This is a genomic window from Aromatoleum toluolicum (assembly GCF_012911005.2).
Taxonomy (GTDB): domain Bacteria; phylum Pseudomonadota; class Gammaproteobacteria; order Burkholderiales; family Rhodocyclaceae; genus Aromatoleum; species Aromatoleum toluolicum.
This window is the reverse complement of sequence record NZ_WTVS01000074.1, coordinates 1-23,743: the sequence shown is the minus strand read 5'-3', so window position 1 is coordinate 23,743 and position 23,743 is coordinate 1. Positions and strand designations below refer to the sequence as shown.

Genomic DNA, 23,743 nt, shown 5'->3' with positions numbered 1-23,743 from the left:
CACCCCGCTGCCGACGTCGCGCAACTCACCCCCCGTCTGTGGAAGCAGCACTTCGCGGCCAACCCCCTGCGATCCGATCTCTTCGAAATCTCGAAGTAGTCAAGGACGCTCGTCAGTTACCGCTTACCTTACGGGGGGCAAATCTCACGGAATGATGTTGTTGGAAGCATACGCTTGAACCTCCTGGCGAGGTCGATCCAGGTGAAGGTGACAAGGGCGCGAAGATGAAGATTGTCAGCACACGTTCGGATATTTCAAATCAAGAATAAACTGTTGATATTCTTGATTGAGAATAATTACATGTATGTCGGCTTGGTTAGAACGACGGGGCAACTTAGCCCCCTACTTCAGCGCCTGCGCAAAGCCCGCGGCTGGAGTCAGACTCACTTGGGGGCACGTATCGGTCTGTCGCAGGAGCGCATTTCTGCGATTGAGCGGGCGCCTGAGTCAGTCTCCTTCGATCAGCTTCTGACCGTGTTGATGGCGTTGAACGCCGAGTTTATCGTTCAGACGCGAGAGCCCGTCGAAGACGACCCTTGGTAGTCGAAGCGCGATTGACGCCACTACGCACTCATTGTGGCCGGCCGGCGTCAATCCAGGCTTGCGTGGCGCTCAGCGTCAGCCGGTAACGCGCGCAGTTGAACACCTCCAGCTTCGTTAGTTCATCGAGCAGCATGGCCTTGTAGCCCGGCGCCGTGTCCTCAGTGAGCTCCAGCTCGACAATCGCGTCCTCCACGGACTTTCGGTCCCTGACCACCAGGCCGATGGCGTCGGTCAGGCTCTCACGGTAGCGTAGTCGCAGCGGGTCCGGCGCGCGCATTGATTCCATTACGACGACGTACTTCTTGATCGAGCGCCGGTAGGTCCAGGCGAACAGGTCGACGGCGAGCGCGACATTCCGGAATTCGTACACGCCAAGCATTGCGCGCGCGTAGTCGCTTGGGTCCACATCCAGGAACGAGAGCGGCGAGCAGTTATAGAGCATCAGTGGAATGTTCGCTGCCAGGCGGCTGGTGCGCTTGTTGCCATCCTCGAACGGCTGCAGGTACGCCAGGTTGACCCAGAGGAAGAAGGCGGCTTCGACCGGATTCTTGATGAGCCTGGCCTTGGCCAGGATGGTCTCCAGCATCTCCCCGAGAACGGCCGGCACCTGGGTTGGCACGTACACCGTGTCGCTGATGTTGACCAGCTTATTGCGGATGGCGCCGAGCGCGTCGATGTCCGCCAGCAGATCCTGCATGAGCACTGCATGCAGGTTTCTGACGAGCGAAGTGGAGAGACCTTGGATCGGGACTGCATCCACCAGAAACTCGATGGCAGTCTTGTGATTGAGCAGCATCACCGCGTCGGCATCGCTGCCAGCCGTTCCTCGCTTGAACAGCTCCTCGGTCGCCAGCAAAGTGTAGCGGTTGCCCTCCAGTCGAGAGGACGACCAAGCCAGGTCAATGAGCAGTTGCTCCAGAACCTTACGCGCGTAAGTGCCCGCCGGCTGCTGCTCTCTCAGGCGTCCCGAGAGATAGAGCTCTTTGGCCAGAGCTTGCGGCATCAACCAGCTCTCGTTGGGCACGTAGCTTTCGACAAACTCGCGCCGGTATGTCACCGGATCCCGCGCGGCCAGGGGCATGTCGAGTTTCTTAGCGAGCTCAATGGCTGCCGGTGACTCGCTCGGATACGGACGGGTTCCCGTCTCGGCTGGCGTCAAGGTGACGCGAGGTTCTGGGACGGCAGTCCCTTCCGCGAGCCGGTAGCGCGTTGCCCGAGCCCGACCACTGCGCGTAACCTTTCCACTGGCGCATAGCGCATCGAGATGACGCCGGACGGTGGCCGAGCTGCCTTGCGTGGCAGAAATGACATCAGTGGAGGAGGCCTCCGGCTGTCCCGCCTGAGTAAGGCGTTGGATGGCCGCGAGGACGACTTCCGGTGTGACTTTGCTCATGTATCTGCCCAGAATCTGCTCAATATTGAGTGGATTCTGCCAGAGTGAGCAGATACTTCAACTTCTTGAGCAGATACTTAAATTGATGAGTAGATATTCACCTCGTGGCCACTTGCAGTTCAGAGGTCAGCGAAGCAGGTGTGTATGAGGGCAAATTTATTCTTGTGCGATTTCCCTGACTGTGCGATTCTTTAATCGCTGCGGGTGTTACAAGTGGGTGTTACACTTTCTGAACGTCGCAATATTTGTCCTTTAAATACAAATACTTGCGAGGCAATCAAGTGCATCCCGCTCTCTCCGCCAGAATGTCCGACAAAGCCCTGATTTATCAGGGCTTTTTATTTTCATGGAACTGTTCTGTACGCGACGTCGCCCGGGGCGGCTGGTCCCTTCATCCCTATTCGTTGCGCCTCTTCATAGTCCGCATTGACGATGATGTTACCGCCCCCGCTGTCCATCATCCTGGACGATGACGGTGCCCTTGGGGTTGGTTTGCCCCTCGTCTTGCAGGCACCGCGAACGACCCTTCGGGAGGTGCTAGCGTGGCGGGCAATGTGCAGGGTGAAAGCCAGTTCGATGTAATCGTGGTGGGTTCCGGCGCGGGGGCGATGACGTCTGCGCTGGTCGCCGCAGACAACGGGCTGTCGGTGCTGGTCGTCGAGAAGAGCGACAAGTACGGCGGGACCTCGTCGATCTCCGGTGGCGGGATCTGGATTCCGAACAATCATCACTTTGCGGCCAAGGGCGGCAAGGACAGCTACGACAAGGCGCTGCAGTACCTGAAGGCGGCGACCGGTGGCGTGGTGCCCGAGACGCGCCTGCGGGCCTATCTCGACAACGCGCCGAAGATGATCCGGCACCTCGAGGCGAAGAGCCGGGTGCGCTACGCGGTGGCGGAGAAGTACCCGGACTACTACCAGCATCTGGCCGGCTCGTTGCCGGGAGGGCGGACGCTGGACCCCGAGCTGTTCGACACCAGCGTGCTCGGCGACGAGCTGCCACACCTGCGTCAGGGCGCGCCGTCGAACCTGCTGATGGGGCGCATCGCGTGGACCGCGCGCCAGGCGCACAAGGCGATGTCGCGCGAGTTCGGCTGGCGCTTCATGGTGCTGGGCCTGATGCTGCGCTTCAAGCTCGATTTCAAATGGCGGCGAAAGTCGAAGTTCGACCGGCGCGCGGCGCTGGGGACGGCGCTGATCGCTTCACTGCGACGCTCCCTGCAAGATCGCAAGGTGCCGTTGTGGTTGAAGACCGAGTTCCGCGAACTGGTGGTGGACGGCGGCCGTGTCTGCGGGGTGCGTGTTGTGCGCGAAGGGCGAGAGGTCGAGATCCGCGCGCGGCGCGGCGTGATCTTCGGTTCCGGCGGATTCGAGCAGAACCAGACCCTGCGCGAGCGTTACCTCCCGCAACCGACGCAGGCCGGCTGGAGCGCGACGCCGCCCGGCAACAACATGGGCGCGGCGCTGGAAGCGGGCATTGCGGCCGGCGCGGCCACCGCCTTGCTCGACAAGGCTTGGTGGGCGCCGACGATCCGCGTGCCAAAGGAGGAGAAGCCGCGCGGCGTGTTCGCCGAGCGTGCGTTCCCGGGCGCGATCGTGGTGAACGGACGGGGCAAACGCTTCGTCAACGAAGCCGCGCCCTACCTCGAGTTCGTCGAGGCGATGTACAAAGACCAGCAAGCCAGTGGCGCGAAGTCGATTCCGGCTTGGGTCGTCTTCGATGCGAGCTTCCGCTTCAATTATGCGATGGGCCCCCTGATGCCAGCCCAGATCATGCCCGATAGCCGTCTGCGCAAGGAATGGCTGGGCACGGTGTACTGGAAGGCGCCGACGCTGGCGGAATTGGCCGCGCAGATCGGCGTCGATCCGCTGGGGCTGGAAGAAACGGCGCGGAAGATGAACGAGTACGCGCGGACCGGTGTGGATTCCGAATTCATGCGCGGGGGTAACGTCTTCGACCGCTATTACGGTGACACCAACGTGAAGCCGAACCCCTGCCTCGCGCCCGTGCAGAAGGGGCCGTTCTATGCGATGCGGCTGGATGCGGGGGATATCGGGACCAAGGGCGGGCTGCTCACCAACGAGCACGCGCAGGTGGTCCGCGAGGACGGTTTGCCCATCCCTGGCCTGTATGCGGTCGGCAACTGCTCGGCGGCGGTGATGGGCCTGGGTTACCCGGGCGCCGGTGCGACGCTCGGCCCGGCAATGACCTTCGGCTATGTCGCGGCGAATCACATCGCTGCGGCGGCTTGAGGAGGTGCGAGCATGAGACGGAGGCAGGTGGACACAATCCCCGGGCTGCTGCTGGACGCGAGTGAGGCGCATGGGGGGCGCGTCGCGATCGAGGACGGTGCGGTGCGCATCGACTACCGTGACCTGCCCGCGCTTGCGCTGCAGGTGACCCGCGCGCTCCTGGCGGCGGGCATCGCGCAGGGCGATCGCGTGGCGATCTGGGCGCCGAATTGCCATGAGTGGGTGCTGGCCGCGCTCGGCGTGCATTGCGCCGGCGCGGTGATGGTGCCAATCAACACCCGCATGAAGGGCGCGGAGGTGGCGGACGTGATCGGCCGTAGCGGCGCGCGGGCGTTGTTCGTGGTCGGGGAGTTTCTGGGGGTCGATTATCCGGCGATGCTGGCGCCGCTGCGGCCGGAGAGCTTGGAGCGGGTCGTCGTGCTGCCGGGCGCATCCGGGCGTCGGAGTGGCGAGGGCGAATCCACCTGGAGCGATTTCCTCGCCTCCGGAGCCGGGGTCAGCGAAGCGGATGCGCTCGCGCGGGCATCGGCGGTGCACGCCGATGACTTGTCGGACCTGATGTTCACCTCCGGAACCACCGGCAAGCCCAAGGGTGTGATGAGCGCCCACGGCGCCTGCGTGCGGGCCTTCAGCGAATACGTGCGCGTGATCGGGCTGGAGGCGGGCGACCGCTACCTGATCGTGAATCCATTCTTTCACGCCTTCGGCTACAAGGCCGGCTGGCTGACCTGCCTGATCGCCGGCGCGACGATCTTGCCGCACCCGGTGTTCGACGCGGAGGCGGTGTTCCAGCGCATCGAGGCGGATCGCATCACCGTGCTGCCCGGACCGCCGACGCTGTACCTGTCGATGCTGGCCCACCCGCGGCTGGCTCAGACCGATCTCACGAGCCTGCGCATTGCCGTCACCGGTGCCGCGACGATCCCGCCGGTGCTGATCGAGCGCATGCGCCGCGAGCTGGGCTTTTCGGTCGTCACGACGGCCTACGGGCTGACCGAATGCGGGGGGCTTGCGACGATCTGCGATCCCTCCGACGACGCGGAGACGGTCGCTGGCACCAGCGGCCGCGCGATTCCGGGCACCGAGGTGCGCATCGTCGATGCCGACAACCGGCCGCTGCCGGCCGGCGAGGCGGGCGAGATCTGCCTGCGCGGCTTCCACGTCATGAAAGGCTACTTCGCCGATCCGCAGGCGACCGCCGAGACCATCGACGCGGATGGCTGGCTGCATACGGGAGATGTCGGCACGCTGGATGCGCGCGGCTATCTGCGCATCACCGACCGCCTCAAGGATATGTTCATCGTCGGCGGCTTCAACTGTTACCCGGCGGAGATCGAGGCCGCGCTGACCGAGCATCCCGCCATCGCCCAGGTCGCCGTGATCGGATTGCCCGACGAGCGCATGGGCGAGGTCGGCTGCGCCTGCGTGGTGCTGCGCCCGGGCCATCGGCTCGACGAGGCGGCGCTGATCGCGTGGTCGCGCGAGCGCATGGCCAACTACAAGGTGCCGCGCTTCGTGCGTTTCCTGCCCGCGCTGCCGGTGAATGCGTCGAACAAGGTGATGAAGAACGAGTTGCGAGTGCTTGCAGCGGTGTGATCATACGGCATGGGAAATCGCGGGGTGCCAATGATGGCCCCTGCGGTGGAGTGAAGCCGGCCGGACATCGCCGGCCTTGCCGCCTCAGCGCCCTTCGAATTGCGGCGGTCGTTTCTCGATGAACGCCTGCATGCCTTCCTTCTGGTCGCGTGACGCGAACAGGAGCGCGTTGGCGCGGCGTTCCATCGCGAGCGCGGTTTCGAGCGGTGCATCCATGCCGAGGAGGATGCATTCCTTGATCTGCTCGGCCGCGAGCGGCGGCATCGCGGCGACCGCGCGCGCGAGTTCGAGCGCGGTGTCGATCACCTGGTCGTCGGGCACGAGGTCGCTGACGAGCCCGGCCGTCCACGCTTCCTGTGCGGTGATCGGTTTCCCGGTGAGCGCCATGCGCATCGCCTTGACCTTGCCGACCGCCCGCACCAAGCGTTGTGTGCCGCCGATGCCGGGCATGATGCCGATGCGGATCTCGGGCTGGCAGAAGCGTGCGCCCTCACCGGCGACGATGATGTCGGCGAGCATCGCCAACTCGCAGCCGCCGCCGTACGCATAGCCACACACGGCGGCGACGACCGGCTTGGGGCAGTGCTGGATCGGCCCCCACACGCGCTCGGTGTGGCGCTTCGTGATCTCGATGGGCCCGACGCCGGCCATGCTGGTGATGTCGCCCCCGGCCGCGAAGACTTTGTCGCCCCCCGTGAGCACGATGCAGCGCACGGTCTCGTCCGCGGCGAGATCGCTGAAGTGTTGGGCGAGCAGGGCCTGCAGTTCGAGGCTCAGGGCGTTGGCCGCCTGCGGCCGATTGAGGCGCAGCACGGCGATGCCGTCCTCGGGGCGGTCGAGCAGGACGGGCGGGGCGCTGTTGTCGGTCATGGATTCCTCGCGCGTGCGCGCTCGGCGCGCAGGTTCAGATTGGGGTGGAGCCGATTATTCGGTCGGGCCGAGCCTGCCTCATCGTCCGTTCAGACGACGTAGGGCTTTTCACCGCTTGCTTAAATTGCGACCAAGGCAGCAATCAGGAGATCGCAGTGGCAATCGGGACAGGCCTCGATTTCGAGGGCAAGGTGGTTCTGGTGACGGGCGGCGCGAAAGGCGTGGGCCTCGGCATCGCGCGCAGCTTCCTCGCCGCCGGCGCGCGCGTCATCGTGTGCGGGCGCAACGAGCCGGAGGCGCTGCCTGCGGTGGGAACGGCGCAGGCGGAGTTCATCGCCGCCGACGTGCGCGATTACGAGTCGCTGCAGGCGCTGTTCGCTGCGATCCGCGAGCGCCACGGCCGCCTCGATGTGCTCGTGAACAACGCGGGCGGCGCACCCTTCGCGCTCGCTGACAAGGCGTCGCCGCGCTTCCACGAAGGGATCATCCGCCTGAACCTGATCGCCCCGCTCAACGTCGCGCAACTTGCGAACGCGATGATGCAGGACCAGGACGGCGGCGGCGTGATCGTGTTCATCGGCAGCATCAGCGCGCTGCGCGCTTCGCCCGGCACGGCCGCCTACGGTGCCGCCAAGGCGGCCGTGCTGTCGCTCGCGCAGTCGCTGGCGGTGGAGTGGGCGCCCAAGGTGCGCGTCGTCGCGGTCAGCCCCGGCCTCGTGCAGACCGAGCAGTCGCACCTGCATTACGGCGACGAGGCCGGCATCGCGGCGGTGGGGGCGACCATCCCTGCCGGGCGTCTGGCCTCCCCCGAGGATATCGGCAATGCCTGCGTGTTCATCGCCTCGCCGTTGGCCGCGTATGCCAGCGGCTGCAACCTCCTGCTCAACGGCGGCGGGGAGCGGCCGGCCTTCCTGGCCGCCGCCGCCGCGCACGATTGAGTGATGCGAACAACCCTAAGATGCTGGAGACGAAATTGGCCGAACAGGACTGGATGACCGAAGTGCGGGCGATGGTGGGGCGCGAGTACGGCCGCGTCTATGCCTGGGACGAAGTCAATGCGCCGATGATCCGCCAGTGGTGCGAGATCATGGGCGTGGAGAACCCGCTTTACACCGATGCCGCCTTCGCCGCGACGACCGAATACGGCGCGATCGTGGCACCGCCCGCGATGCTGCAGGCGTGGTGCCTCGAAGGTCTGCATCCCAACAACTACCCGCCGGGCTCGACGACCGAGAACCCCTACGAGGTGCTGCGCCTGATGGAGGGGCAGGGCTACCAGTCGGTGGTAGCGGTCAATTCGGACCTGACCTTCGAGCGTTATGTGAAGGTCGGCGAGAAGCTGTACTACACGACGCGGCTGGATGCGGTGGGCGAACAGAAGACGACCGCACTCGGCACGGGCTATTTCGTCACGCTGATCATGAGCTTCTTCAGCGAGAAGCCGGGCGGCAATGAGAAAGTGGGCGAGCTGCTGTTCCGCGTGTTCAAGTTCCGGCCTGCGAACGCGCAGCCTGGCGCTGACGCGCCGAAGACCGAGGCAGCGCCCGCGGCACCGAAGATCAAGCGGCCCAAGCCGGGCGTCAGCGACGATACGCGCTTCTTCTGGGAGGGCGCAGCCGCCGGCAAGCTGCTGATCCAGCGCTGCAAGTGCTGCGGCACGCTGCGCCACCCGCCCGGACCGGTGTGCACCAAGTGCCACTCTTTCGAGTGGGACACTGTCGAGTCCGCTGGGAAGGGCAGCATCTATTCCTTTGTCGTCATGCACTACCCCGAGGTGCCGCCGTTCGACTATCCGAATCCGGTGGGCCTGATCGAGCTCGACGAGGGGGTGCGCCTGATCGCCGGCCTCGTCGGCGTCAAGCGCAACGAGATCGCGATCGGGCAGCGCGTGCAGGTCGAGTTCCAGTCCTTCGACGACGGCGAACTGACGCTACCGCTCTTCCGCCCCGTGGCACCGTAAGGGGAGGGGACATGGATTTCGAATTCAGCGAAGACCAGCGCGCCATCGCCGAGATGGCGGGGTGCCTGTTCGCCGACCATTGCACGGATGAGCGCCTGCGCGCCTTCGACGCCGGCGGCAAGCCCTTCATGGAGGACTTGTGGGCCAAGTGCGTCGAAACCGGCCTGCATGCGCTGGCCCTGCCCGAGGAGGCAGGCGGCAGCGCGCTCGGCATGACCGAGCTGATGCTGGTGCTCGAGGCGCAGGGCCGCGCGCTGGGCCAGGTGCCGCTGTGGCGCCATCAGCTCGCGGCGGCGACGCTCGTGCGCTTCGGCGGTGCTGCCTGCGCGGAGGTCGTGAAGGCCGCCGCCGAGAGCCGCATGTTGCTGACGCTGTCGCTCGACGACCGTGCCAGTGCGCATGGCCTTGCATTGACGGCGACGGAGGCTGACCGCGGCTGGCGCCTCGATGGAACAGTCGCGGCGGTGCCCCTCGGTGCGGATTGTTGCCGCGGACTGATTGTCGCGAAGTTCCCCGAAGGCGAGCGCTTGGTGCTGGTGGATCTGCGCGCTGACGGCATCACGAAAACGGCCGGGGTATCGACGCACGGTGAGGCGGTCGCAGACCTGCGCTTCGACAAGTTCGCGGTCGCGTCCGATGCGGTGCTTCAGGAAGCGGCGCTGGAATGGCTCGAGCCGCGCGCGATCGCGTCCCTGGCCGCGTTGCAGTTGGGCGTGAGCAGCGAACAGATCCGCCGCACGGTCGCCTACGTGTCGGAACGCCAGCAGTTCGAACGCACGATCGGCAGCTTCCAGGCCGTGCAGATGAGCATGGCCGACGCTCACATCGCGCTCGAGGCGCTGCGCTCGTCGCTGTGGCAGCTCTGCTACCGCCTCGACGCGGGCCTGCCGGCGCAGGCCGAGGCGCTGGCGACGAAGTACCTCGCGTGCGAGGCCGGCCACATCGTCGGCCACAAGGCGCAGCACGTGCATGGCGGCATCGGCGTCGATCTGAGCTACCCGATCCACCGTTACCTGTACTGGAGCCGCGCGCTGGGCATCACGCTCGGCGGCGCGGCCACGAACCTCGCGCGCCTCGGAGACTGGCTCGCAAACAACGACTCGCTGGGATGGAAATATGACCTCGAAGAAAACCAGACGCTTTGACGAAGTGCGCGCCGGCGAGGCCCTGCCGGAGCTGGCGATCCCCATCACCGTGCCGCTGATCGCGGGCGGCGCGATCGCCACGCGCGACTACTTCCCCGGCCACCACGACGCCGAGGCCGCGCGAAAGCTGGGATCGCCGCACATCTTCATGAACATCCTGACCACCAGCGGGCTCGTGCAGCGTTTTGTCGAGGGATGGGCCGGCCCCGGCGCACGATTCGGGTCGCTGAAGATCAAGCTCGGTGCGCCGAACTACCCCGGCGACACGATGACCTTTACGGGCGAAGTGAGCGGCTGCGACGCCGACAAGCGCAGCGTGGAGGTGACGCTGAAGGGCAAGAACTCGATGGGAAATCACGTGACCGGCACGGTCAGCGTGGTCCTGCCCTGATATCCGGAGCACGATACCCATGACAAACATGTCTCTTTCCGGACGCGCCGCCATCGTCGGCCTGGGTGCGACCGAATTCTCGAAGAACTCCGGTCGCACCGAATTGCGGCTGGCCATGGAAGCGACGCTCGCCGCGCTCAAGGATGCGGGCATCGATCCCTCGGAAGTCGAAGGCTTCAGCTCGTACTCGGTCGACAAGGTGCCCGAGTACGAGATCGCGCGCCTACTGGGCTGCAAGAACGTCAAGTTCTTCTCTCAGATCCCGCATGGCGGGGGCGCGGCCTGCGCACCGGTGATGCATGCCGCCATGGCGGTCGCCACCGGGGTCGCGAAGGTCGTCGTCGTGTATCGCGCGATGAACGAACGCTCGTGGTACCGCTTTGGCACAGGCAGTTACGGCTTCGCCTCGACGCCGATCTTCGAGAACGTGAATTACGGCTGGTACATGCCGCACGGTTTTCACACGCCAGCGGCCTGGGTGGCGATGTTCGCGCAGCGCTACATGCACACCTACGGCGCGACTTCGGAGGACCTTGGTCGGATCGCGGTCGCGGTGCGGGACTTCGCCGCGACGAACCCGGCCGCCTTCTTCTACGGCAAGCCGATCACGCTCGAAGAGCACCAGGCCTCGCGCTGGATCGCCGAACCCTTGCATCTGCTCGATTGCTGCCAAGAGTCGGACGGTGCCGTGGCGATGGTGATCACCTCGGCCGAACGCGCACGCGATCTGCCGCAGAAGCCGGTCGTCATCAAGGCCGGCGCCCAGGGTATCACCGAGGGCCAGCAGATCATGACCTCCTACTTCCGCGACGACATCACCGGCCTGCCGGAGATGGGCGTGGTCGCCAAGGAGCTGTATGCGCAGTCGGGCCTCGGTCCCGAGGCGATCCAGACCGCCGTGATCTACGATCACTTCACGCCCTTCGTGCTGCCGCAGTTGGAAGAGTTCGGCTTCGCCAAGCGCGGCGAGGCGAAAGAGTTCATCCGCGCCGGCCACCACGCGCGCGGCGGCAAGCTGCCGATCAATACCCATGGTGGCCAGCTTGGCGAGGCCTACATCCACGGCATGAACGGCGTTGCCGAAGCGGTGCGTCAGGTGCGCGGCTCGGCCGTCAATCAGGTGGGCGGGGTCGAGAACGTGCTGGTCACCGCAGGCACCGGCGTGCCGACCAGCGGCCTGATCCTCGGTACCGCCTGAGCGCCCAAAGGGAGACCTCCATGTTCGTCGACCTGACGCCCGAACAGCACGCCCTGCGCCGCAGGGTGCGCGACTATTTCCAGGACCTCATGACGCCCGAGCTGCGCGCGCGCCTGCGCGGCAAGGAAGGTGGTGAGGAGTACCGCAGCATCATCCGCAAGATGGGCCGCGACGGCTGGCTCGCGGTCGGCTGGCCGAAGGAGCACGGCGGCCAGGGCTACGCTGCGACCGAGCAGTTGATCTTCTTCGAAGAAGCGAACATCGCCGGTGCGCCACTGCCCTTCGTCACGATCAGCACCGTTGGCCCCGCGCTGATGGCCCACGGCAGTGACATGCAAAAGGCGAAGTTCCTGCAGGGGATTGCGGCAGGCGAGATCCTGTTTTCGATCGGCTATTCCGAGCCGGGGGCGGGCAGCGACCTCGCGGCGCTGAAGACCACCGCGCGTCCCGAGGGCGATCACTTCGTCGTCAATGGCAACAAGCTGTGGACCTCCGGCGCCGAGGCGGCAGACTTCATCTGGCTCGCCGCCCGCACCGATCCCGACCGTCCGCGCCACAAGGGCGTGTCGATCCTGATCCTCGACACCAAACTGCCGGGCTTCTCGCATACCGTGATCCCGACCTGCAGCAACCCTACCGCGGCCACCTATTACGACAACGTGCGCGTGCCTGCGGACATGCTGGTGGGCGAGCTGCACGGGGGCTGGAAGCTCATCACCGCGCAACTCAACCACGAGCGGCTGGGCCTGGGTTCCTGGTCGGACAAGGTCGCGGGCCTTTTCCGCCGCGTCTACCTGTGGGCCAAGCGCCCGGACGAGCAGGGGCGGTGCGCCACCGACCAGCCATGGGTGAGGTCGCTGCTTGCCGAGTGCTATGCGCGGCTCGAAGCGATGCGGCTGATCAATTTCCGCATCGCTGCGGATCTCGAACACGGGCGCATGGATGTCGCGCTGGCCTCGACCACCAAGGTCTACGGCTCCGAGTCGGCCATCGAGATCCTGCGCAAGCTGTCCGAGATCGTCGGGGCGAGTGGCCTCGTGCGCGCGGGTTCCGCCGCGGCGGCGCTGCTCGGCGAACTCGAATACGAAGTGCGCGCCTCGGTTACATTGACCTTCGGCGGCGGCACGAATGAAATCCAGCGTGAGCTGATCGCGCAGTTCGGGCTGGGTATGCCCCGCACCATGCGCTAACGCCACCATGGCGTGATGCAAGACAGGGACAGCGAATGACGACGATCGACGATTTCCGCAGGGAAACCCGGGCCTGGCTCGAAGCAAACTGCCCGCCATCGATGCGCACGCCGATGCCCGATGGCGAGCTGGTGTGGGGTGGCAGGACGGTCGAGTTCAAGAACGAAGACCAGCGCCTGTGGTTCGAGCGCATGCGCGACAAGGGCTGGTTCTGCCCCGACTGGCCGGCCGAATATGGCGGCGGGGGCCTGAGCCCGGAGCAGAATGCGGTGCTCGAATCCGAGATGCGCCGCCTGCACTGCCGTCCGCCTCAGATCAACCTCGGGATCTGGATGCTGGGCCCGGTGGTGCTCGAATTCGGCACCGAGGAGCAGAAGCGCGAGCTGATCACCCCCATGGCGCGCGGCGAGATCCGCTGGTGCCAGGGCTTCTCCGAGCCCAACGCGGGCTCCGACCTGGCCAGCCTGAAGACCTCGGCCGTCGATGCGGGCGACCACTTCATCGTGAATGGCACCAAGATCTGGACGTCCTACGGCGACAAGTCGGACTGGATGTACATGCTGGTGCGCACCGACCCGGACGTGCCGAAGCAGCAGGGCATCAGCCTGCTGGTCGTGGACATGAAGTCCCCCGGCATCGAGGCGCGGCCGATCGATCTGATCAGCGGGAAATCCTCCTTCTGCCAAGTCTTCTTCGACAACGTGAACGTGCCCAAGCGTCAGCTCGTCGGCCCGCTCAACGGCGGTTGGACGCTGGCCAAGGCGCTGCTGCAGCACGAACGCCGCGCGATGTCGAAGTTCGGCGAGTTCGCCCTGCCGAACCACGTCGACCTGCTGTCGGTCGCCGCGCGCTACCTGCCGCCGGCCGATGCGGGGACGAACGCCGAGGTCGCGCTGCGGGCCCGTGCGTTGGCGATGGCGATGGATGAGCACGCCTACACGCTCACGGCCCAGCGCATGGGCGAGGAGATACGCGCCCGTCAGGATGTCTCGGGGCTGATGGCGATCATGAAGCTCGTCCATTCCGAGCAGGAGAAAGACAAGCTCGAAGTGCTGCTCGACGTGATGGGCCACCGCGCGCTCGGCTGGGAGGGCGAGGCCTTCGACAGCAGCGAACTCGCGCTGACCCGCGCGTGGCTCGGGAGCTTCGCGCAGACCATCGCCGGCGGCTCGTCCGAGGTGCAACTGAACGTCATCGCCAAGCGGGTGCTGGGTCTGCCCGAAGGCAAACAGGGAAAGTGAGGAGTCGGCTGCCATGAGTCTGGTGTATTCCGAGGAGCAGCGCCTGCTGGCCGATACCGCGGCCGAGTTCCTGCTAGCCCGTAGCCCGGTTGCGGCCCAGCGCCGCTTGCGCGACGAGGGTACGGCGGAGGGCTTCGACGACGCCCTGTGGAAAGAGATGGTCGACATGGGCTGGAGCGCTATTCCCTTCCCCGAGGCCCTGGGCGGACTCGCCTTCGGCTGCATGGGACTGGGTGCGGTGTTCGAGTCCATCGGGCGGAACCTCTCGGCCTCGCCGCTGCTGTCTAGCATCGTGCTCGGCGGCACGCTGATCGAGCTGGCCGGTTCCGAGGCGCAGCAGGCCGAATGGATGCCGTTGCTCATCGCTGGCGACAAGCGCGTTGCTCTGGCCCTCGACGAGAAGCCGCGTCACGACCCCGCGGCGACCGAGTTGCGTGCGGAACGCCAGGGCAATGGCTGGCTACTGCAGGGCGACAAGAGCTTCGTCGCGGACGGCGTGGGTGCGGACGCCGTCATCGTCGTCGCCCGCAGCGCGGGCGTGCCGGGCGAGCGCGACGGCCTGAGCCTCTTCCTCGTGCCGGCGGACGCCCCCGGTCTGCAGGTGTCGCCGATGCAGATGATCGATTCGCGCAACCACGCGCAGGTGCGCCTGGACGGCGTGCGCGTGGACGCAGCGGCGTTGATCGGCCAGGAAGGCAGCGCCTGGGGGGCGCTCGACGCCGCACTCGACCGCGGGCGCGCGTGCCTCGCGGCGGAGCTGCTGGGCATGACGCAGAACCTCTTCGACACGACGGTCGAATACCTCAAGACGCGTGTGCAGTTCGACGTGCCGATCGGCTCCTTCCAGGCGCTGCAGCACCGCGCGGCGCGGTGCTATGCGCATCTCCACCTCGCACGCAGCGCGGTGATGGCCGGGCTGGCCGCGATGGACGACCCGAAGCTCGACGCGGCCGGCCGGGCCCGCCTCGCGAGCCTCGCGAAATGGAAGGTCGGCGACGCCGCCCACCGCATCAGCCGCGAGGCGGTGCAGATGCACGGCGGGATGGGCGTCACCGACGAGCTCGACGTCGGCCTGTTCCTGAAACGCATTCGTGTCGCACAGGCTGAACTGGGGGATGCGGACTTCCACTGCGACCGTTACGGGGAGTTCGTCGAGGCGCAGTGACGGCGCTTCGCGACGTAAAACACTGGGGCGTCGGTTCAGGCCGACGCCCCAGTGTTTTTGTTGGACCGGCAAACGAATACGCAATGTCAGATTGGGTGCTGCACGGTCGCTCCCTCCCCCTGAAGGGGGAGGAAACGGGTGCCCAAGCTGACTTCAAGCAATTGATTGCCGAGTTGATAGCGGCGCGGCGTAAGTGTTGCCAGAGCGGGAGTCAGGAGCGTGCCGAAGCGGCCCGGGTGGCCTTGATGGCCTCGGCTGCGGCGGCGTCGTGGGCAGGGTTCTCCGGCACGGTCAGCGTGATCCGGTCAACGAGGCCCCCGAAGCGCGAGACCAGCCGCTCGGGGAGTTCGTCGTAACGGCCGGTCACGAGGAAGGTGTCGAGCACCTCGTCGGTGAAGATCTTAGGCATGTCCTTCCAGCGTTTCTGGCGCGTGAGTTCGAGCAGGCGTTCGCCGACGTGTTGCCAGCCGAACAGCTCGAGGCTCGGCCAGTACGCGGGGGTCGAGAAGAGGAAGGCGAGCATGTCGCGGAAGCGCTCGCGTTCGGACGCGACAGTCGCGTTGTCCGGGCCTGTGGCGATAAACTGGCTCGCACTGACCACCGGCTTGGCCCGCCCCGCGTCGCGGTTTGCCGTGCCGACGGCGATCTGCGGCAGGATCACTTCCTTCAGGTAGCGCACCGAGGTATTGGTCGGGTGCGTGTGGATGCCGTCAGCGGTCTGGCCGACCAGCTCCAGCATCTTCGGGCCGACCGCGCCGAGCATGAGCGGCACGTCGGGGGCGTTGATCGGGCCGGGATTGAAGAAGGGCTGCAGGCGGGTGAAGCGATAGTGCTCGCCGAGGTATTCGAGCGGCTCGCCGGTGCGGAACGCGTGGAAGATCGCGCGCAGGGCGCCGACGTATTCGCGCATCCCGGCGGCCGGGGGCAGCCAGCGTGCGGAGTAGCGGTCCTCGATATTCTGTTTGATCTGGGTGCCCATGCCGAGCTCGAAGCGGCCGCCGGACATCTTCTGCATGTCCCAGCTCGCGAGCGCGACGTTCATCGGGCTGCGCGGGAAGACGATCAGCACCGAGGTGCCGACCTTGAGCCGGCTGGTGGCGGACAGCGCCTGGCAGGCCAGCAGCAGGCCGTCGTGGATCGCATCGGACACGAACAGGCCGTCGTAGCCCATCGCCTCGACGCGCTGCGCGAAGCGGCCGATGTCGGCGAGGTTGAGGTGTTCCGGGGTGGAGGCGAAGATTTCGAACATTGGGGGCTCCGGGACGGCGGGATCAGAGAGTGAAATCGGGCAGCGGTGTGGTGCTGTCGAGGCGCATCACCGCGACGCCCAGCTCGCGCAGCAGCGGCAGGCTCAGCACGATGCGACCGGACAGGGCGGACTGCGGACGGGAGCACAGCGCCAGCGCGGCTTCGGCCATGGCCTCGATCGGCTCCATGTGGGCGAGCTCGTCGATCGAGCCGCTCTTCAACGCCCCTTCGCTGGCGACGGCCTCGACAGGGGCGAGCGTGTTCACCGCAATGTTGTCGGCGGCGAGCTCCATCGCCATGCCGGAGCTGAGGCGCTCGAGCGCAGCCTTGGTCGAGCCGTAGAGCGTGGGCGAATGCGTGGTGTGGAAGCGGAAGGCCCGGTCGCCGTGGGCGTAGGGCGCAGGTCCGGGAATGTTGCTGGTGGCGCTCGACAGGTTCAGGATCCAGCCGCCGCCGCGCGCCTTCATCGATGCGATGACGAGCTGTGACAGATGGTGAGGCGCGAAGAGGTTGACCGCATAGGCGAGCTGCACGCGCTGGGGCGGTTGCGCGTAGCCCGCGCCGAAGCGTGCCCAGGCGGCGTTGTTTACGAGGATGTCGATGCCACCGTAACCCACGATGGTGTCGGCGACGATGCGCTCCCGCTCGGCCTCGCTGGCGAGGTCGGCCTGCACGCACAGGCAGTCGCCACCTCGCGCGCGGATGCGGGCCGCGGTCTCGTCGAGCGAGCCCGGCAGCTTGCCGCCGGGTTCGATGGTGCGCGCGACGAGGACGATCTTCGCGCCCTCGGCAGCGAAGCGCTCGGCAATGGCCGCACCGATGCCGCGGCTCGCACCGGTGACAATCGCCACCTTGTCCTTCAGGGTGTCCGGCATGGCTGCCTCGTCCTCAGTGCTGGCGGTAACGGCGCTGGACGTGCTCCTGCCGGATCGCGATCTGATGCCGGCGTTCCTCGGGCGTGATCAGGCGGGTGTCCGTGGGGAGGTGCTGGCGCACTTCGGTGAGCGGTACTTTCTTCGCCGTCGCCCAGGGGAGGTTGTCCTTGGGTTTGACGGGATACGCCCAGCGCACGGCCATGTAGCCCTCGGGCTGGCCGGTGGTGTCGAGCCAGTTGGCGATGCCGGGGTCGCTGTGCGCGATCACGAAGCGATACACGTTGTCGGCGTCGCGGTGGGCTTGCAGGCCGCCGAGGCTGCTCTGGTAGTTGGCGAAGTCGAGCGACTCGCCCCACATGTTGCCGAGGCTGAAGCCGATATAGACCGGCTCCACCGGCTGGTGGAGCTCGACCACCAGCGCCTCGTCGGGCGCCAGCTCGAATATCCCGCCGCAATACACGTTGGTCGCCATCCCGCCTGCCGTCGCGAGCGAGGCTGCATTGGGCTGGTTGAACTCGTTGCGCGGCATGAAGCAGCGGCCGTCGCCGTTCATGTCGCCGTAGCACTCGCACACGACGGCGTAGAACTCGTTCCAGAAATGCACCTGGTTGCGCGTGAAGCGGCCGATGTCGGCGATCTGCTTCGCCGCGACTTCCGGCGTGTAAGGCGGCATCGGTTTGCCGAGCAGGTCGTTGCGGTAGATGAAGAGCTCGAGGAGCTCCTCGTTTTCCCAGTCGCTGAAGAGCTCGCGCAGCATCACGAGCTGGCTGACGTATTCGCGCGTCTCGCTGCTGCCGTCCTTGTGCGTGCGGGTGCGGCTGCCTCGGGTGAGCATGAAGTTGCCTTCGTAACCGGGAGGCTTTTCGGGGGCGAGCAGGATCTCGAAACTTCCGTCGGGCTCGACCTTCAGTTCGGTGCTGTCGAGTTCGGCGCAGTTGATGCGCGAACCGGGCTTGAGCTCCTTGAGGCTGCCGCTTTCGCCGGAATAGCCGCTGGGCGCCTCGAAGATCACGTAGTGCGGCGCCTTGCGCACGCCGGTGGGTGCAGTCTCGCCGCGCCATGCGCTGGTGTCGCCGGCGCGTCCGCGGATCGTGTAGCTGTGGTTGCCGTCGATCGGCGCCATCAGGTAGAGGGCGTCGCAGTTGTCGATGGTCGAGCGGTTGAGCGGCTGGATCGCGCGCACGAAGTAGGGGAACTCGGGTGTCGGGCCGAGGCAGCGCGAGAGCGAGCCGTACAGGAAGCCGAGCACGTAGCGGTAGCCCTCGGCGAGGTTGCGCGGGGTCGCGGGCGGCGGCCACAGCTTGGGGTCGTCGATCGCGTTACGCGCGTCCTCGAGCTGGGCGATCATGCCATCCCAGGCCGCGCGTAGCAGGGAGGCGGCATCGCGGGTGGCGACATCGCGCGGTTCGACGTGCGCCTTCACCGCGGCGAACACCTCGTCGTGCTGGGGGTTGGGTTCATGCATGGGCCGGCTCCTTCTTCTTGTCATCGTGCTGGTTTGCGGGGACGTCGGCGTCCCAGCCGAATTTCTCGAACAGGGGCGCGAGGCGCTGCCGGATCTCGCGGTCGTCGAGGCCGAACTCGGCGAGGCTGTAGCGGTGTTCGGTCTCGTGGTGCTTGTTGCGGGCGGACTCGGCATCGAGGAAGGCGGCATAGTCCGGCGTGATGTCGAGGCCGAGGTCGCGATACACGTCCTCGATCGTGCCCTTCGGGTCGGTGGTGAGCCGGCGGTAGTCGATGACCGCGCAGCGCGTTTCGGGATGGCGCCCGAGTACCTCGAGCGGGTAGAGGTAGGTCTCGTACGACAGCCCCGTCATGACCTCGTTGGATTCGCGGATGCGCTCCAGCGACAGGTTGCCCTGCAGCTTCCATCCCACGTTCAGCAGTTTGAGCAGGCTGGGGATGGTCTCGTAGGGGTTGCGGTACAGGACGACGAAGCGCGCATCCGGGAAGGCCTCGATCAGCGACTCGACGCGGCCGCAGTAGGTCGGGTTCTTGCTGAGGTGGATGCGCTCGCTGCCGTTGAGGTAGAGCTGGCGGCGCACGCACTCGCGGTAGAACTTCATCATCCGCCGCCGGCCCGCGGCGGGGCGGCGGTCGATATGGAAGAAGTCCAGCTCGCTCATGTAGGGCAGCTTGGTCAGCCAGAAACCGGACGCGCAGGAGTTGAAGTACATCAGGTCGTCTTCTTCCGGGATCGTCAGGCCCATCTTGTGGATGTGCTGGGTGGGGCCGAACTTGCGCTTCTCCCAGGCCTGCAGCCTGCGCTCGAGCGTACGGCCGAGGAGATTCGCGTCGAGCCATGCGAGCAGGCGCACGAGCTTCTTCTGCACGAGCGAAGGCAGCAGCAGCTCGTAGTACCTGAAGGCCGAGAAGCGCCTGTCGGCGCTCATCAGGCGGTGCGCCAACGTGGTGCCGCTGCGGGCATGGCCGATGATGAAGACCGGCGTCTTCACCCGCGTGAGCCACAGCCCCGGGAAGAGGATGCCGTCGAGGAAGAAGCACACCGCGGTGATCGTTGCGCGCAGGGGAATGTGCAGCAGCAACAGCTTGTAGAGCCCGCGCCGCTGGCGCCGGTTCGGCTCCTGGCCGACCAGGCGCAGCAGCTTGAACCAGACGGTGAAATCGAAGTAATAAAACAAGCCTGTCTCCTTATTCGTTCGAGGTGCCTTCGGCGGGCACTTTCGTGAGGTAGCGGACGAGCATCGCGTGCAGTTCGTCGATGAAGGCCTGGGTCATGATCAGGTCCGGGTTGCGGTCCAAGGTGGCGTGGATCGTGCCTTCGAGGGCGTGCACCACCATCTGGGCGGCCAGCGCGTAATCCGTGACGCGCAGCGCCTGCTTGTGGCGTCGCAGTGCGGAAGGCAGCCAGTCGGTCGTGGTCGGCTTGTCCGGATAGCGCTTCAGCGAGTAGGACTCGAAGTCGTACTTCCAGTGGATCTCGAGGTAGAAGTCCTGCAGCTGCTGGTACAGCCGGCGGTGCCGCGCGACGTGCTCCTCGACGAAGAAGGCGAGCGTCGAATCGAGCGAATCCTTAGCGAGGGCGATCGTCTGGCGGTCGAGGCGCCTGATCTCGTCGAGTTCGGACGTCAGCAGCTCGTTGCAAATGTCGGCCGCGATCGCGTGCTTGTCCGCATAGTACTGATACAGGCTGCCGATGCTGATGCCCGCGACCTCGGCGATCCGGTTGGTGGTCAGGCGCGCATGGCCTTCCTCCTTCAGGATGCGCAGGGTGGCCTCGCGAATGGCCTTCAGCGTGGCCGCTGCGCGCGACTGGGTGGGGCTGCGACGAAGAGGGGAGTGACTGGTGGCCATGCGTATCTCGTGCCGGTGACGGGTTCATTGGAGCAAACGGACTGCGGTCTGACTACTCGCATTCAATGCCGAATGCGCGTCTGCCGTGCGCCTGGAAAATGCCGAAAAACAAGCACATGCGACGAGTGCGATTTTCCGTATGACATAAACCGAGTAAAGCTCGGTTTTCGCTCAAGTTGCCGAACTCGCGCCCCAGGCAGCGAAGTGGGGGTTGGCGAAATCGGGCTTGCCGTAGCGCAGGGCCGGGCCGTCCAGCGTGCGAACGATGCCGCCGGCCGCGCGCAGCACTGCATCGCCGGCTGCGATGTCCCATTCCATCGTGCGGCCCAGGCGCGGATAGACGTCCGCCTCCCCCGCGGCCACGAGGCACAGCTTGAGCGAGGAGCCGGCGTTGGTCTGGCTGGCGACCTTGCGCCCTGCGAGGAAGGCGGCGAGCGCCTCGGCGTCGCCGTGCGAGCGGCTGGCGACCACGGTCAGTCCTTCGGTGGGCGGGGTGCGGGCCGCGATGCTGCGCCGTGCGCCGCGGTCCTCGGCGAAGGCGCCCAGTCCGGCTGCGCCGGCGAACAGGCGGTCGAGGGCCGGCGCGAAGACGACGCCCAGCACCGGCGCACCCTGTTCGACGAGTGCGATGTTCACGGTGAACTCGCCGTTTCGGTTGATGAACTCTTTCGTCCCGTCCAGTGGGTCGACGAGCCAGAAGCGCTCGCCCACGGTCGGGATGCGGCCGGCGGCGGCTTCCTCCTCCGACACCACGGGAATGTCGGGGGTGAGCCGGGCGAGCTCGGGCAGGATCAGGGCTTCGGCACGTTCGTCCGCGTCAGTGACGGGCGAAGCGTCGGTCTTGCCGCGCACGGCAAAGTCGGTGGCGTAGATCTGCATGATGGCCGCACCGGCGCTGCGTGCAACCGGGAGCAGGGCGTCGAGCAGGCTGCGGTGATCCAATGTCGCGTTCATGATTCGTCCTTCCGTGGATGTGCGGGGTGGCCGGCCCCGTCTGGGGCCGGCGGGGTGTCAGGCGGAGATGATTCCGCCCTGGCGCAGCGCGGCGATCACGGCCTCGGCGGCCGCCTCGAGCGACAGGCGCGTCGTTTCGAGCCGGATCTCCGGGTCTTCGGGGGCCTCGTAGGGCGAGTCGATGCCGGTGAAGTTCTTCAGTTCGCCGCGTCGCGCCTTCTTGTACAGGCCCTTGACGTCGCGCTGCTCGGCGATCTCCAGCGGCGTGTCGACGAAGATCTCGACGAATTCGCCTTCGTCGACCAAGGCGCGGGCCATCTGCCGCTCGGAGCGGAACGGGGAGATGAAGGCCGTCAGCACGACCAGCCCGGCATCGACCATCAGTTTGGCGACCTCGGCCACGCGGCGGATGTTCTCGACGCGGTCGGCGTCGGTGAAACCCAGGTCCTTGTTCAGGCCGTGGCGCACGTTGTCGCCGTCGAGGAGGTAGGTGTGGTGGCCGAGCGCGTGCAACTTCTTTTCGACCAGGTTGGCGATCGAGGACTTGCCCGCACCGGACAGGCCGGTGAACCACAGCATGCAGCTCTTCTGATGCTTGAGCGCCGCGCGGGCGGTCTTGTCCACATCGACGTGCTGCAGGTGGATGTTGTGCGCGCGGCGCAGCGCGAAGTGCAGCAGGCCCGCGCCGACGGTGCTGTTGGAGAGCCGATCGATCAGGATGAAGCCGCCCGTGTCGCGGTTGTCCCGATGGGGATCGAATGCGACGGGGCGGTCGAGGCTGAGGTTGCACACGCCGATCGCGTTGAGCTCGAGCTTCTTCGCCGCGACGTGTTCGAGGGTATTCACGTTCACCTGATACTTGATGTCCGTGACGGTTGCGGTGACTGTCTTCGCGCCGATCTTCAGCAGGTAGGGACGACCGGCGAGCATGGGCTCGTCGTGCATCCAGGTGATCGTGCATTCGAACTGGTCGGCCACTTCGGCCGGCGCCTCCACCGTGGAGATCACATCGCCGCGCGAGATGTCGACCTCGTCGGCGAGGGTCAGCGTGACCGACTGCCCCGCAACCGCGCGCTCCAGATCGCCGTCACGGGTGACGATGCGCGCGACGGTGCTCTCCTTGCCGGAGGGCTGCACGCGGATGCGATCGCCGGGCGCGATCACACCGCTGGCGACCGTGCCGGCAAAGCCGCGGAAGTCCAGGTTTGGGCGGTTCACCCACTGCACCGGCAGGCGGAAGGGGGTGCGCTGCATGCGGGTGTCGTCCACCTCCACCGTTTCGAGGTAACCCATCAGCGTGGTGCCGCGATACCACGGCATGGCCTCGCTCGGGCCGGTGATGTTGTCGCCCTTGAACGCTGACATCGGGATGAATGTGATGTCGGCGAGCCCGAGCTGGGCGGCGAACACGCGATAGTCCTCGACGATCTGGCGGTAGATCTTCTCCGAATAATTGACCAGATCCATCTTGTTGATGGCCACCACGACGTGGCGGATGCCCAGCAGGCTGATCAGGTAGCTGTGGCGACGGGTCTGGGTGAGGATGCCCTTGCGCGCATCGACCATCAGGATGGCAGCGTCCGCGGTCGAGGCGCCGGTCACCATGTTGCGCGTGTATTGCTCGTGTCCGGGCGTGTCGGCGACGATGAACTTGCGCTTGTCCGTCGAGAAGAAGCGGTACGCGACGTCGATCGTGATGCCCTGCTCGCGCTCGGCAGCCAGGCCATCCACAAGCAGCGCGAAGTCGATCGCGTCGCCCTGCGTGCCGTACTTCTTCGAGTCGGCCTCGACTGCGGCGAGCTGGTCTTCGAACAGCATCTTCGATTCGTACAGCAGGCGCCCGATCAGCGTGCTCTTGCCGTCGTCGACGCTGCCGCAGGTGATGAAGCGCAGCAGGCTCTTCGTTTCGTGCGCCTTGAGGTACTGCTCGATGTCGGTGGCGATGAGGTCGGAGATATGTGCCATTTAGAAATACCCTTCCTGCTTCTTGCGTTCCATGGAGGCGGCCGAGTCGTGGTCGATGACGCGGCCCTGGCGTTCGGAGGTCTTCGTGAGCAGCATTTCCTGGATGATCGCCGGCAGCGTGTCGGCTTCGGATTCGACGGCACCGGTGAGCGGATAGCAACCGAGGGTGCGGAAGCGCACTTTCTTCATCATCGGCACTTCACCCGGCTTGAGCGGCATGCGCTCGTCGTCGACCATGATCAGCGTGCCGTCGCGCCCCACGACCGGGCGCTCGGCGGCGTAGTAGAGCGGCACGATGGGAATGTTCTCGAGATGGATGTACTGCCAGATGTCGAGCTCGGTCCAGTTCGACAGCGGGAACACGCGCATCGACTCGCCCTTGTGCTTGCGGGCGTTGTAGAGCTTCCACAGCTCGGGGCGCTGGCTCTTCGGGTCCCAGCGG

At 66.1% G+C, this 23,743-nt stretch carries 21 protein-coding genes; 11 read left to right on the top strand and 10 right to left on the bottom strand.

Annotated features, from left to right (window positions below; translation table 11 throughout):
• Window positions 1-300: 300 nt before the first annotated feature.
• Window positions 301-543: a helix-turn-helix domain-containing protein gene (locus GPA27_RS29555; RefSeq protein ID WP_169142911.1), complete on the top strand. Its 243-nt coding sequence runs from the start codon at window positions 301-303 to the stop codon at window positions 541-543.
• Window positions 544-571: 28 nt separating this feature from the next.
• Here the strand turns inward: GPA27_RS29555 and GPA27_RS23750 are convergent, their stop codons facing one another.
• A complete protein-coding gene (locus GPA27_RS23750; RefSeq protein WP_211165192.1) occupies window positions 572-1,936 on the bottom strand; it encodes a Fic family protein in 1,365 nt (454 codons plus the stop codon).
• Between the two features lie 542 nt (window positions 1,937-2,478).
• Between GPA27_RS23750 and GPA27_RS23745 the strand changes: the two genes are divergently transcribed.
• Together GPA27_RS23745 and GPA27_RS23740 are read left to right on the top strand one after the other, a co-directional pair.
• The gene (locus GPA27_RS23745; protein WP_169142908.1) at window positions 2,479-4,188 is read left to right on the top strand and encodes an FAD-binding protein; all 1,710 of its coding nucleotides are present in this window, start codon (window positions 2,479-2,481) and stop codon (window positions 4,186-4,188) included.
• 12 nt (window positions 4,189-4,200) lie between these two features.
• Window positions 4,201-5,784 (top strand): FadD3 family acyl-CoA ligase, encoded by a 1,584-nt coding sequence (locus tag GPA27_RS23740; protein ID WP_169142907.1) that lies wholly within the window; start codon window positions 4,201-4,203, stop codon window positions 5,782-5,784.
• 84 nt (window positions 5,785-5,868) lie between these two features.
• Here the strand turns inward: GPA27_RS23740 and GPA27_RS23735 are convergent, their stop codons facing one another.
• The gene (locus GPA27_RS23735; RefSeq protein WP_169142906.1) at window positions 5,869-6,654 is read right to left on the bottom strand and encodes an enoyl-CoA hydratase; all 786 of its coding nucleotides are present in this window, start codon (window positions 6,652-6,654) and stop codon (window positions 5,869-5,871) included.
• Window positions 6,655-6,809: 155 nt separating this feature from the next.
• Here GPA27_RS23735 and GPA27_RS23730 point away from each other — a divergent pair, with 155 nt between their 5' ends.
• The 8 genes from GPA27_RS23730 to GPA27_RS23695 are packed head-to-tail and all read left to right on the top strand — an operon-like array spanning window position 6,810 to window position 14,944.
• Window positions 6,810-7,592 carry an SDR family oxidoreductase gene (locus GPA27_RS23730; protein ID WP_256223098.1) on the top strand — a complete coding sequence of 261 codons (783 nt, stop codon included), beginning with the start codon at window positions 6,810-6,812 and terminating at the stop codon, window positions 7,590-7,592.
• A gap of 35 nt (window positions 7,593-7,627) precedes the next feature.
• A complete protein-coding gene (locus GPA27_RS23725; RefSeq protein ID WP_169142905.1) occupies window positions 7,628-8,614 on the top strand; it encodes a bifunctional MaoC family dehydratase N-terminal/OB-fold nucleic acid binding domain-containing protein in 987 nt (328 codons plus the stop codon).
• 11 nt (window positions 8,615-8,625) lie between these two features.
• Complete coding sequence (locus tag GPA27_RS23720; RefSeq protein WP_169142904.1) at window positions 8,626-9,759, top strand: acyl-CoA dehydrogenase family protein; 1,134 nt, start codon at window positions 8,626-8,628, stop codon at window positions 9,757-9,759.
• The gene (locus tag GPA27_RS23715; RefSeq protein WP_169142903.1) at window positions 9,731-10,150 is read left to right on the top strand and encodes a MaoC family dehydratase; all 420 of its coding nucleotides are present in this window, start codon (window positions 9,731-9,733) and stop codon (window positions 10,148-10,150) included. The genes GPA27_RS23720 and GPA27_RS23715 overlap by 29 nt, the downstream gene beginning before the upstream one ends.
• A gap of 19 nt (window positions 10,151-10,169) precedes the next feature.
• Window positions 10,170-11,348 (top strand): lipid-transfer protein, encoded by a 1,179-nt coding sequence (locus tag GPA27_RS23710; protein ID WP_169142902.1) that lies wholly within the window; start codon window positions 10,170-10,172, stop codon window positions 11,346-11,348.
• Window positions 11,349-11,368: 20 nt separating this feature from the next.
• Complete coding sequence (locus GPA27_RS23705) at window positions 11,369-12,538, top strand: acyl-CoA dehydrogenase family protein (RefSeq protein WP_169142901.1); 1,170 nt, start codon at window positions 11,369-11,371, stop codon at window positions 12,536-12,538.
• Window positions 12,539-12,573: 35 nt separating this feature from the next.
• The gene (locus GPA27_RS23700) at window positions 12,574-13,779 is read left to right on the top strand and encodes an acyl-CoA dehydrogenase family protein (RefSeq protein ID WP_169142900.1); all 1,206 of its coding nucleotides are present in this window, start codon (window positions 12,574-12,576) and stop codon (window positions 13,777-13,779) included.
• Window positions 13,780-13,792: 13 nt separating this feature from the next.
• Complete coding sequence (locus GPA27_RS23695; RefSeq protein WP_169142899.1) at window positions 13,793-14,944, top strand: acyl-CoA dehydrogenase family protein; 1,152 nt, start codon at window positions 13,793-13,795, stop codon at window positions 14,942-14,944.
• Window positions 14,945-15,155: 211 nt separating this feature from the next.
• On the opposite strand, the gene GPA27_RS23690 is transcribed toward GPA27_RS23695, so the two are convergent.
• From GPA27_RS23690 to cysD, 8 genes are all read right to left on the bottom strand, one after another.
• Window positions 15,156-16,193: a TIGR03617 family F420-dependent LLM class oxidoreductase gene (locus GPA27_RS23690; protein ID WP_169142898.1), complete on the bottom strand. Its 1,038-nt coding sequence runs from the start codon at window positions 16,191-16,193 to the stop codon at window positions 15,156-15,158.
• A 22-nt stretch (window positions 16,194-16,215) separates the two neighbouring features.
• Entirely contained in the window at window positions 16,216-17,067 is an 852-nt protein-coding gene (locus tag GPA27_RS23685; protein ID WP_169142897.1) for an SDR family NAD(P)-dependent oxidoreductase, read from the bottom strand.
• Between the two features lie 13 nt (window positions 17,068-17,080).
• Window positions 17,081-18,532, bottom strand: coding sequence for a UBA domain-containing protein (locus tag GPA27_RS23680; protein WP_169142896.1), 1,452 nt, complete (start codon window positions 18,530-18,532; stop codon window positions 17,081-17,083).
• Window positions 18,525-19,709, bottom strand: coding sequence for a sulfotransferase family protein (locus tag GPA27_RS23675; RefSeq protein ID WP_169142895.1), 1,185 nt, complete (start codon window positions 19,707-19,709; stop codon window positions 18,525-18,527). Before GPA27_RS23675 ends, GPA27_RS23680 begins: the two co-directional genes overlap by 8 nt.
• 10 nt (window positions 19,710-19,719) lie before the next feature.
• Entirely contained in the window at window positions 19,720-20,382 is a 663-nt protein-coding gene (locus tag GPA27_RS23670; protein ID WP_169142894.1) for a TetR/AcrR family transcriptional regulator, read from the bottom strand.
• A gap of 171 nt (window positions 20,383-20,553) precedes the next feature.
• Window positions 20,554-21,336: a 3'(2'),5'-bisphosphate nucleotidase CysQ gene (gene cysQ / locus GPA27_RS23665; protein WP_169142893.1), complete on the bottom strand. Its 783-nt coding sequence runs from the start codon at window positions 21,334-21,336 to the stop codon at window positions 20,554-20,556.
• Window positions 21,337-21,393: 57 nt separating this feature from the next.
• Window positions 21,394-23,301, bottom strand: a complete 1,908-nt coding sequence (gene cysN, locus GPA27_RS23660; RefSeq protein WP_169142892.1) for a sulfate adenylyltransferase subunit CysN — start codon at window positions 23,299-23,301, stop codon at window positions 21,394-21,396.
• Window positions 23,302-23,743 (bottom strand): sulfate adenylyltransferase subunit CysD (gene cysD / locus GPA27_RS23655; protein ID WP_169142891.1); only part of this gene is annotated, 442 nt, incomplete at its 5' end. It lies immediately after the preceding gene.

Excerpts from the sequence above, each read along its gene's own strand:
- cysQ (WP_169142893.1), bottom strand. The coding sequence starts at position 21,336 with ATGAACGCGACATTGGATCACCGCAGCCTGCTCGACGCCCTGCTCCCG.
- GPA27_RS23705 (WP_169142901.1), top strand. The coding sequence starts at position 11,369 with ATGTTCGTCGACCTGACGCCCGAACAGCACGCCCTGCGCCGCAGGGTG.
- GPA27_RS23740 (WP_169142907.1), top strand. The coding sequence starts at position 4,201 with ATGAGACGGAGGCAGGTGGACACAATCCCCGGGCTGCTGCTGGACGCG.
- GPA27_RS23690 (WP_169142898.1), bottom strand. The coding sequence starts at position 16,193 with ATGTTCGAAATCTTCGCCTCCACCCCGGAACACCTCAACCTCGCCGAC.
- GPA27_RS23715 (WP_169142903.1), top strand. The coding sequence starts at position 9,731 with ATGACCTCGAAGAAAACCAGACGCTTTGACGAAGTGCGCGCCGGCGAG.
- GPA27_RS23720 (WP_169142904.1), top strand. The coding sequence starts at position 8,626 with ATGGATTTCGAATTCAGCGAAGACCAGCGCGCCATCGCCGAGATGGCG.
- GPA27_RS23750 (WP_211165192.1), bottom strand. The coding sequence starts at position 1,936 with ATGAGCAAAGTCACACCGGAAGTCGTCCTCGCGGCCATCCAACGCCTT.
- GPA27_RS23685 (WP_169142897.1), bottom strand. The coding sequence starts at position 17,067 with ATGCCGGACACCCTGAAGGACAAGGTGGCGATTGTCACCGGTGCGAGC.
- GPA27_RS23695 (WP_169142899.1), top strand. The coding sequence starts at position 13,793 with ATGAGTCTGGTGTATTCCGAGGAGCAGCGCCTGCTGGCCGATACCGCG.
- GPA27_RS23700 (WP_169142900.1), top strand. The coding sequence starts at position 12,574 with ATGACGACGATCGACGATTTCCGCAGGGAAACCCGGGCCTGGCTCGAA.
- GPA27_RS23710 (WP_169142902.1), top strand. The coding sequence starts at position 10,170 with ATGACAAACATGTCTCTTTCCGGACGCGCCGCCATCGTCGGCCTGGGT.
- cysN (WP_169142892.1), bottom strand. The coding sequence starts at position 23,301 with ATGGCACATATCTCCGACCTCATCGCCACCGACATCGAGCAGTACCTC.
- GPA27_RS23680 (WP_169142896.1), bottom strand. The coding sequence starts at position 18,532 with ATGCATGAACCCAACCCCCAGCACGACGAGGTGTTCGCCGCGGTGAAG.
- GPA27_RS29555 (WP_169142911.1), top strand. The coding sequence starts at position 301 with ATGTATGTCGGCTTGGTTAGAACGACGGGGCAACTTAGCCCCCTACTT.
- GPA27_RS23735 (WP_169142906.1), bottom strand. The coding sequence starts at position 6,654 with ATGACCGACAACAGCGCCCCGCCCGTCCTGCTCGACCGCCCCGAGGAC.
- GPA27_RS23670 (WP_169142894.1), bottom strand. The coding sequence starts at position 20,382 with ATGGCCACCAGTCACTCCCCTCTTCGTCGCAGCCCCACCCAGTCGCGC.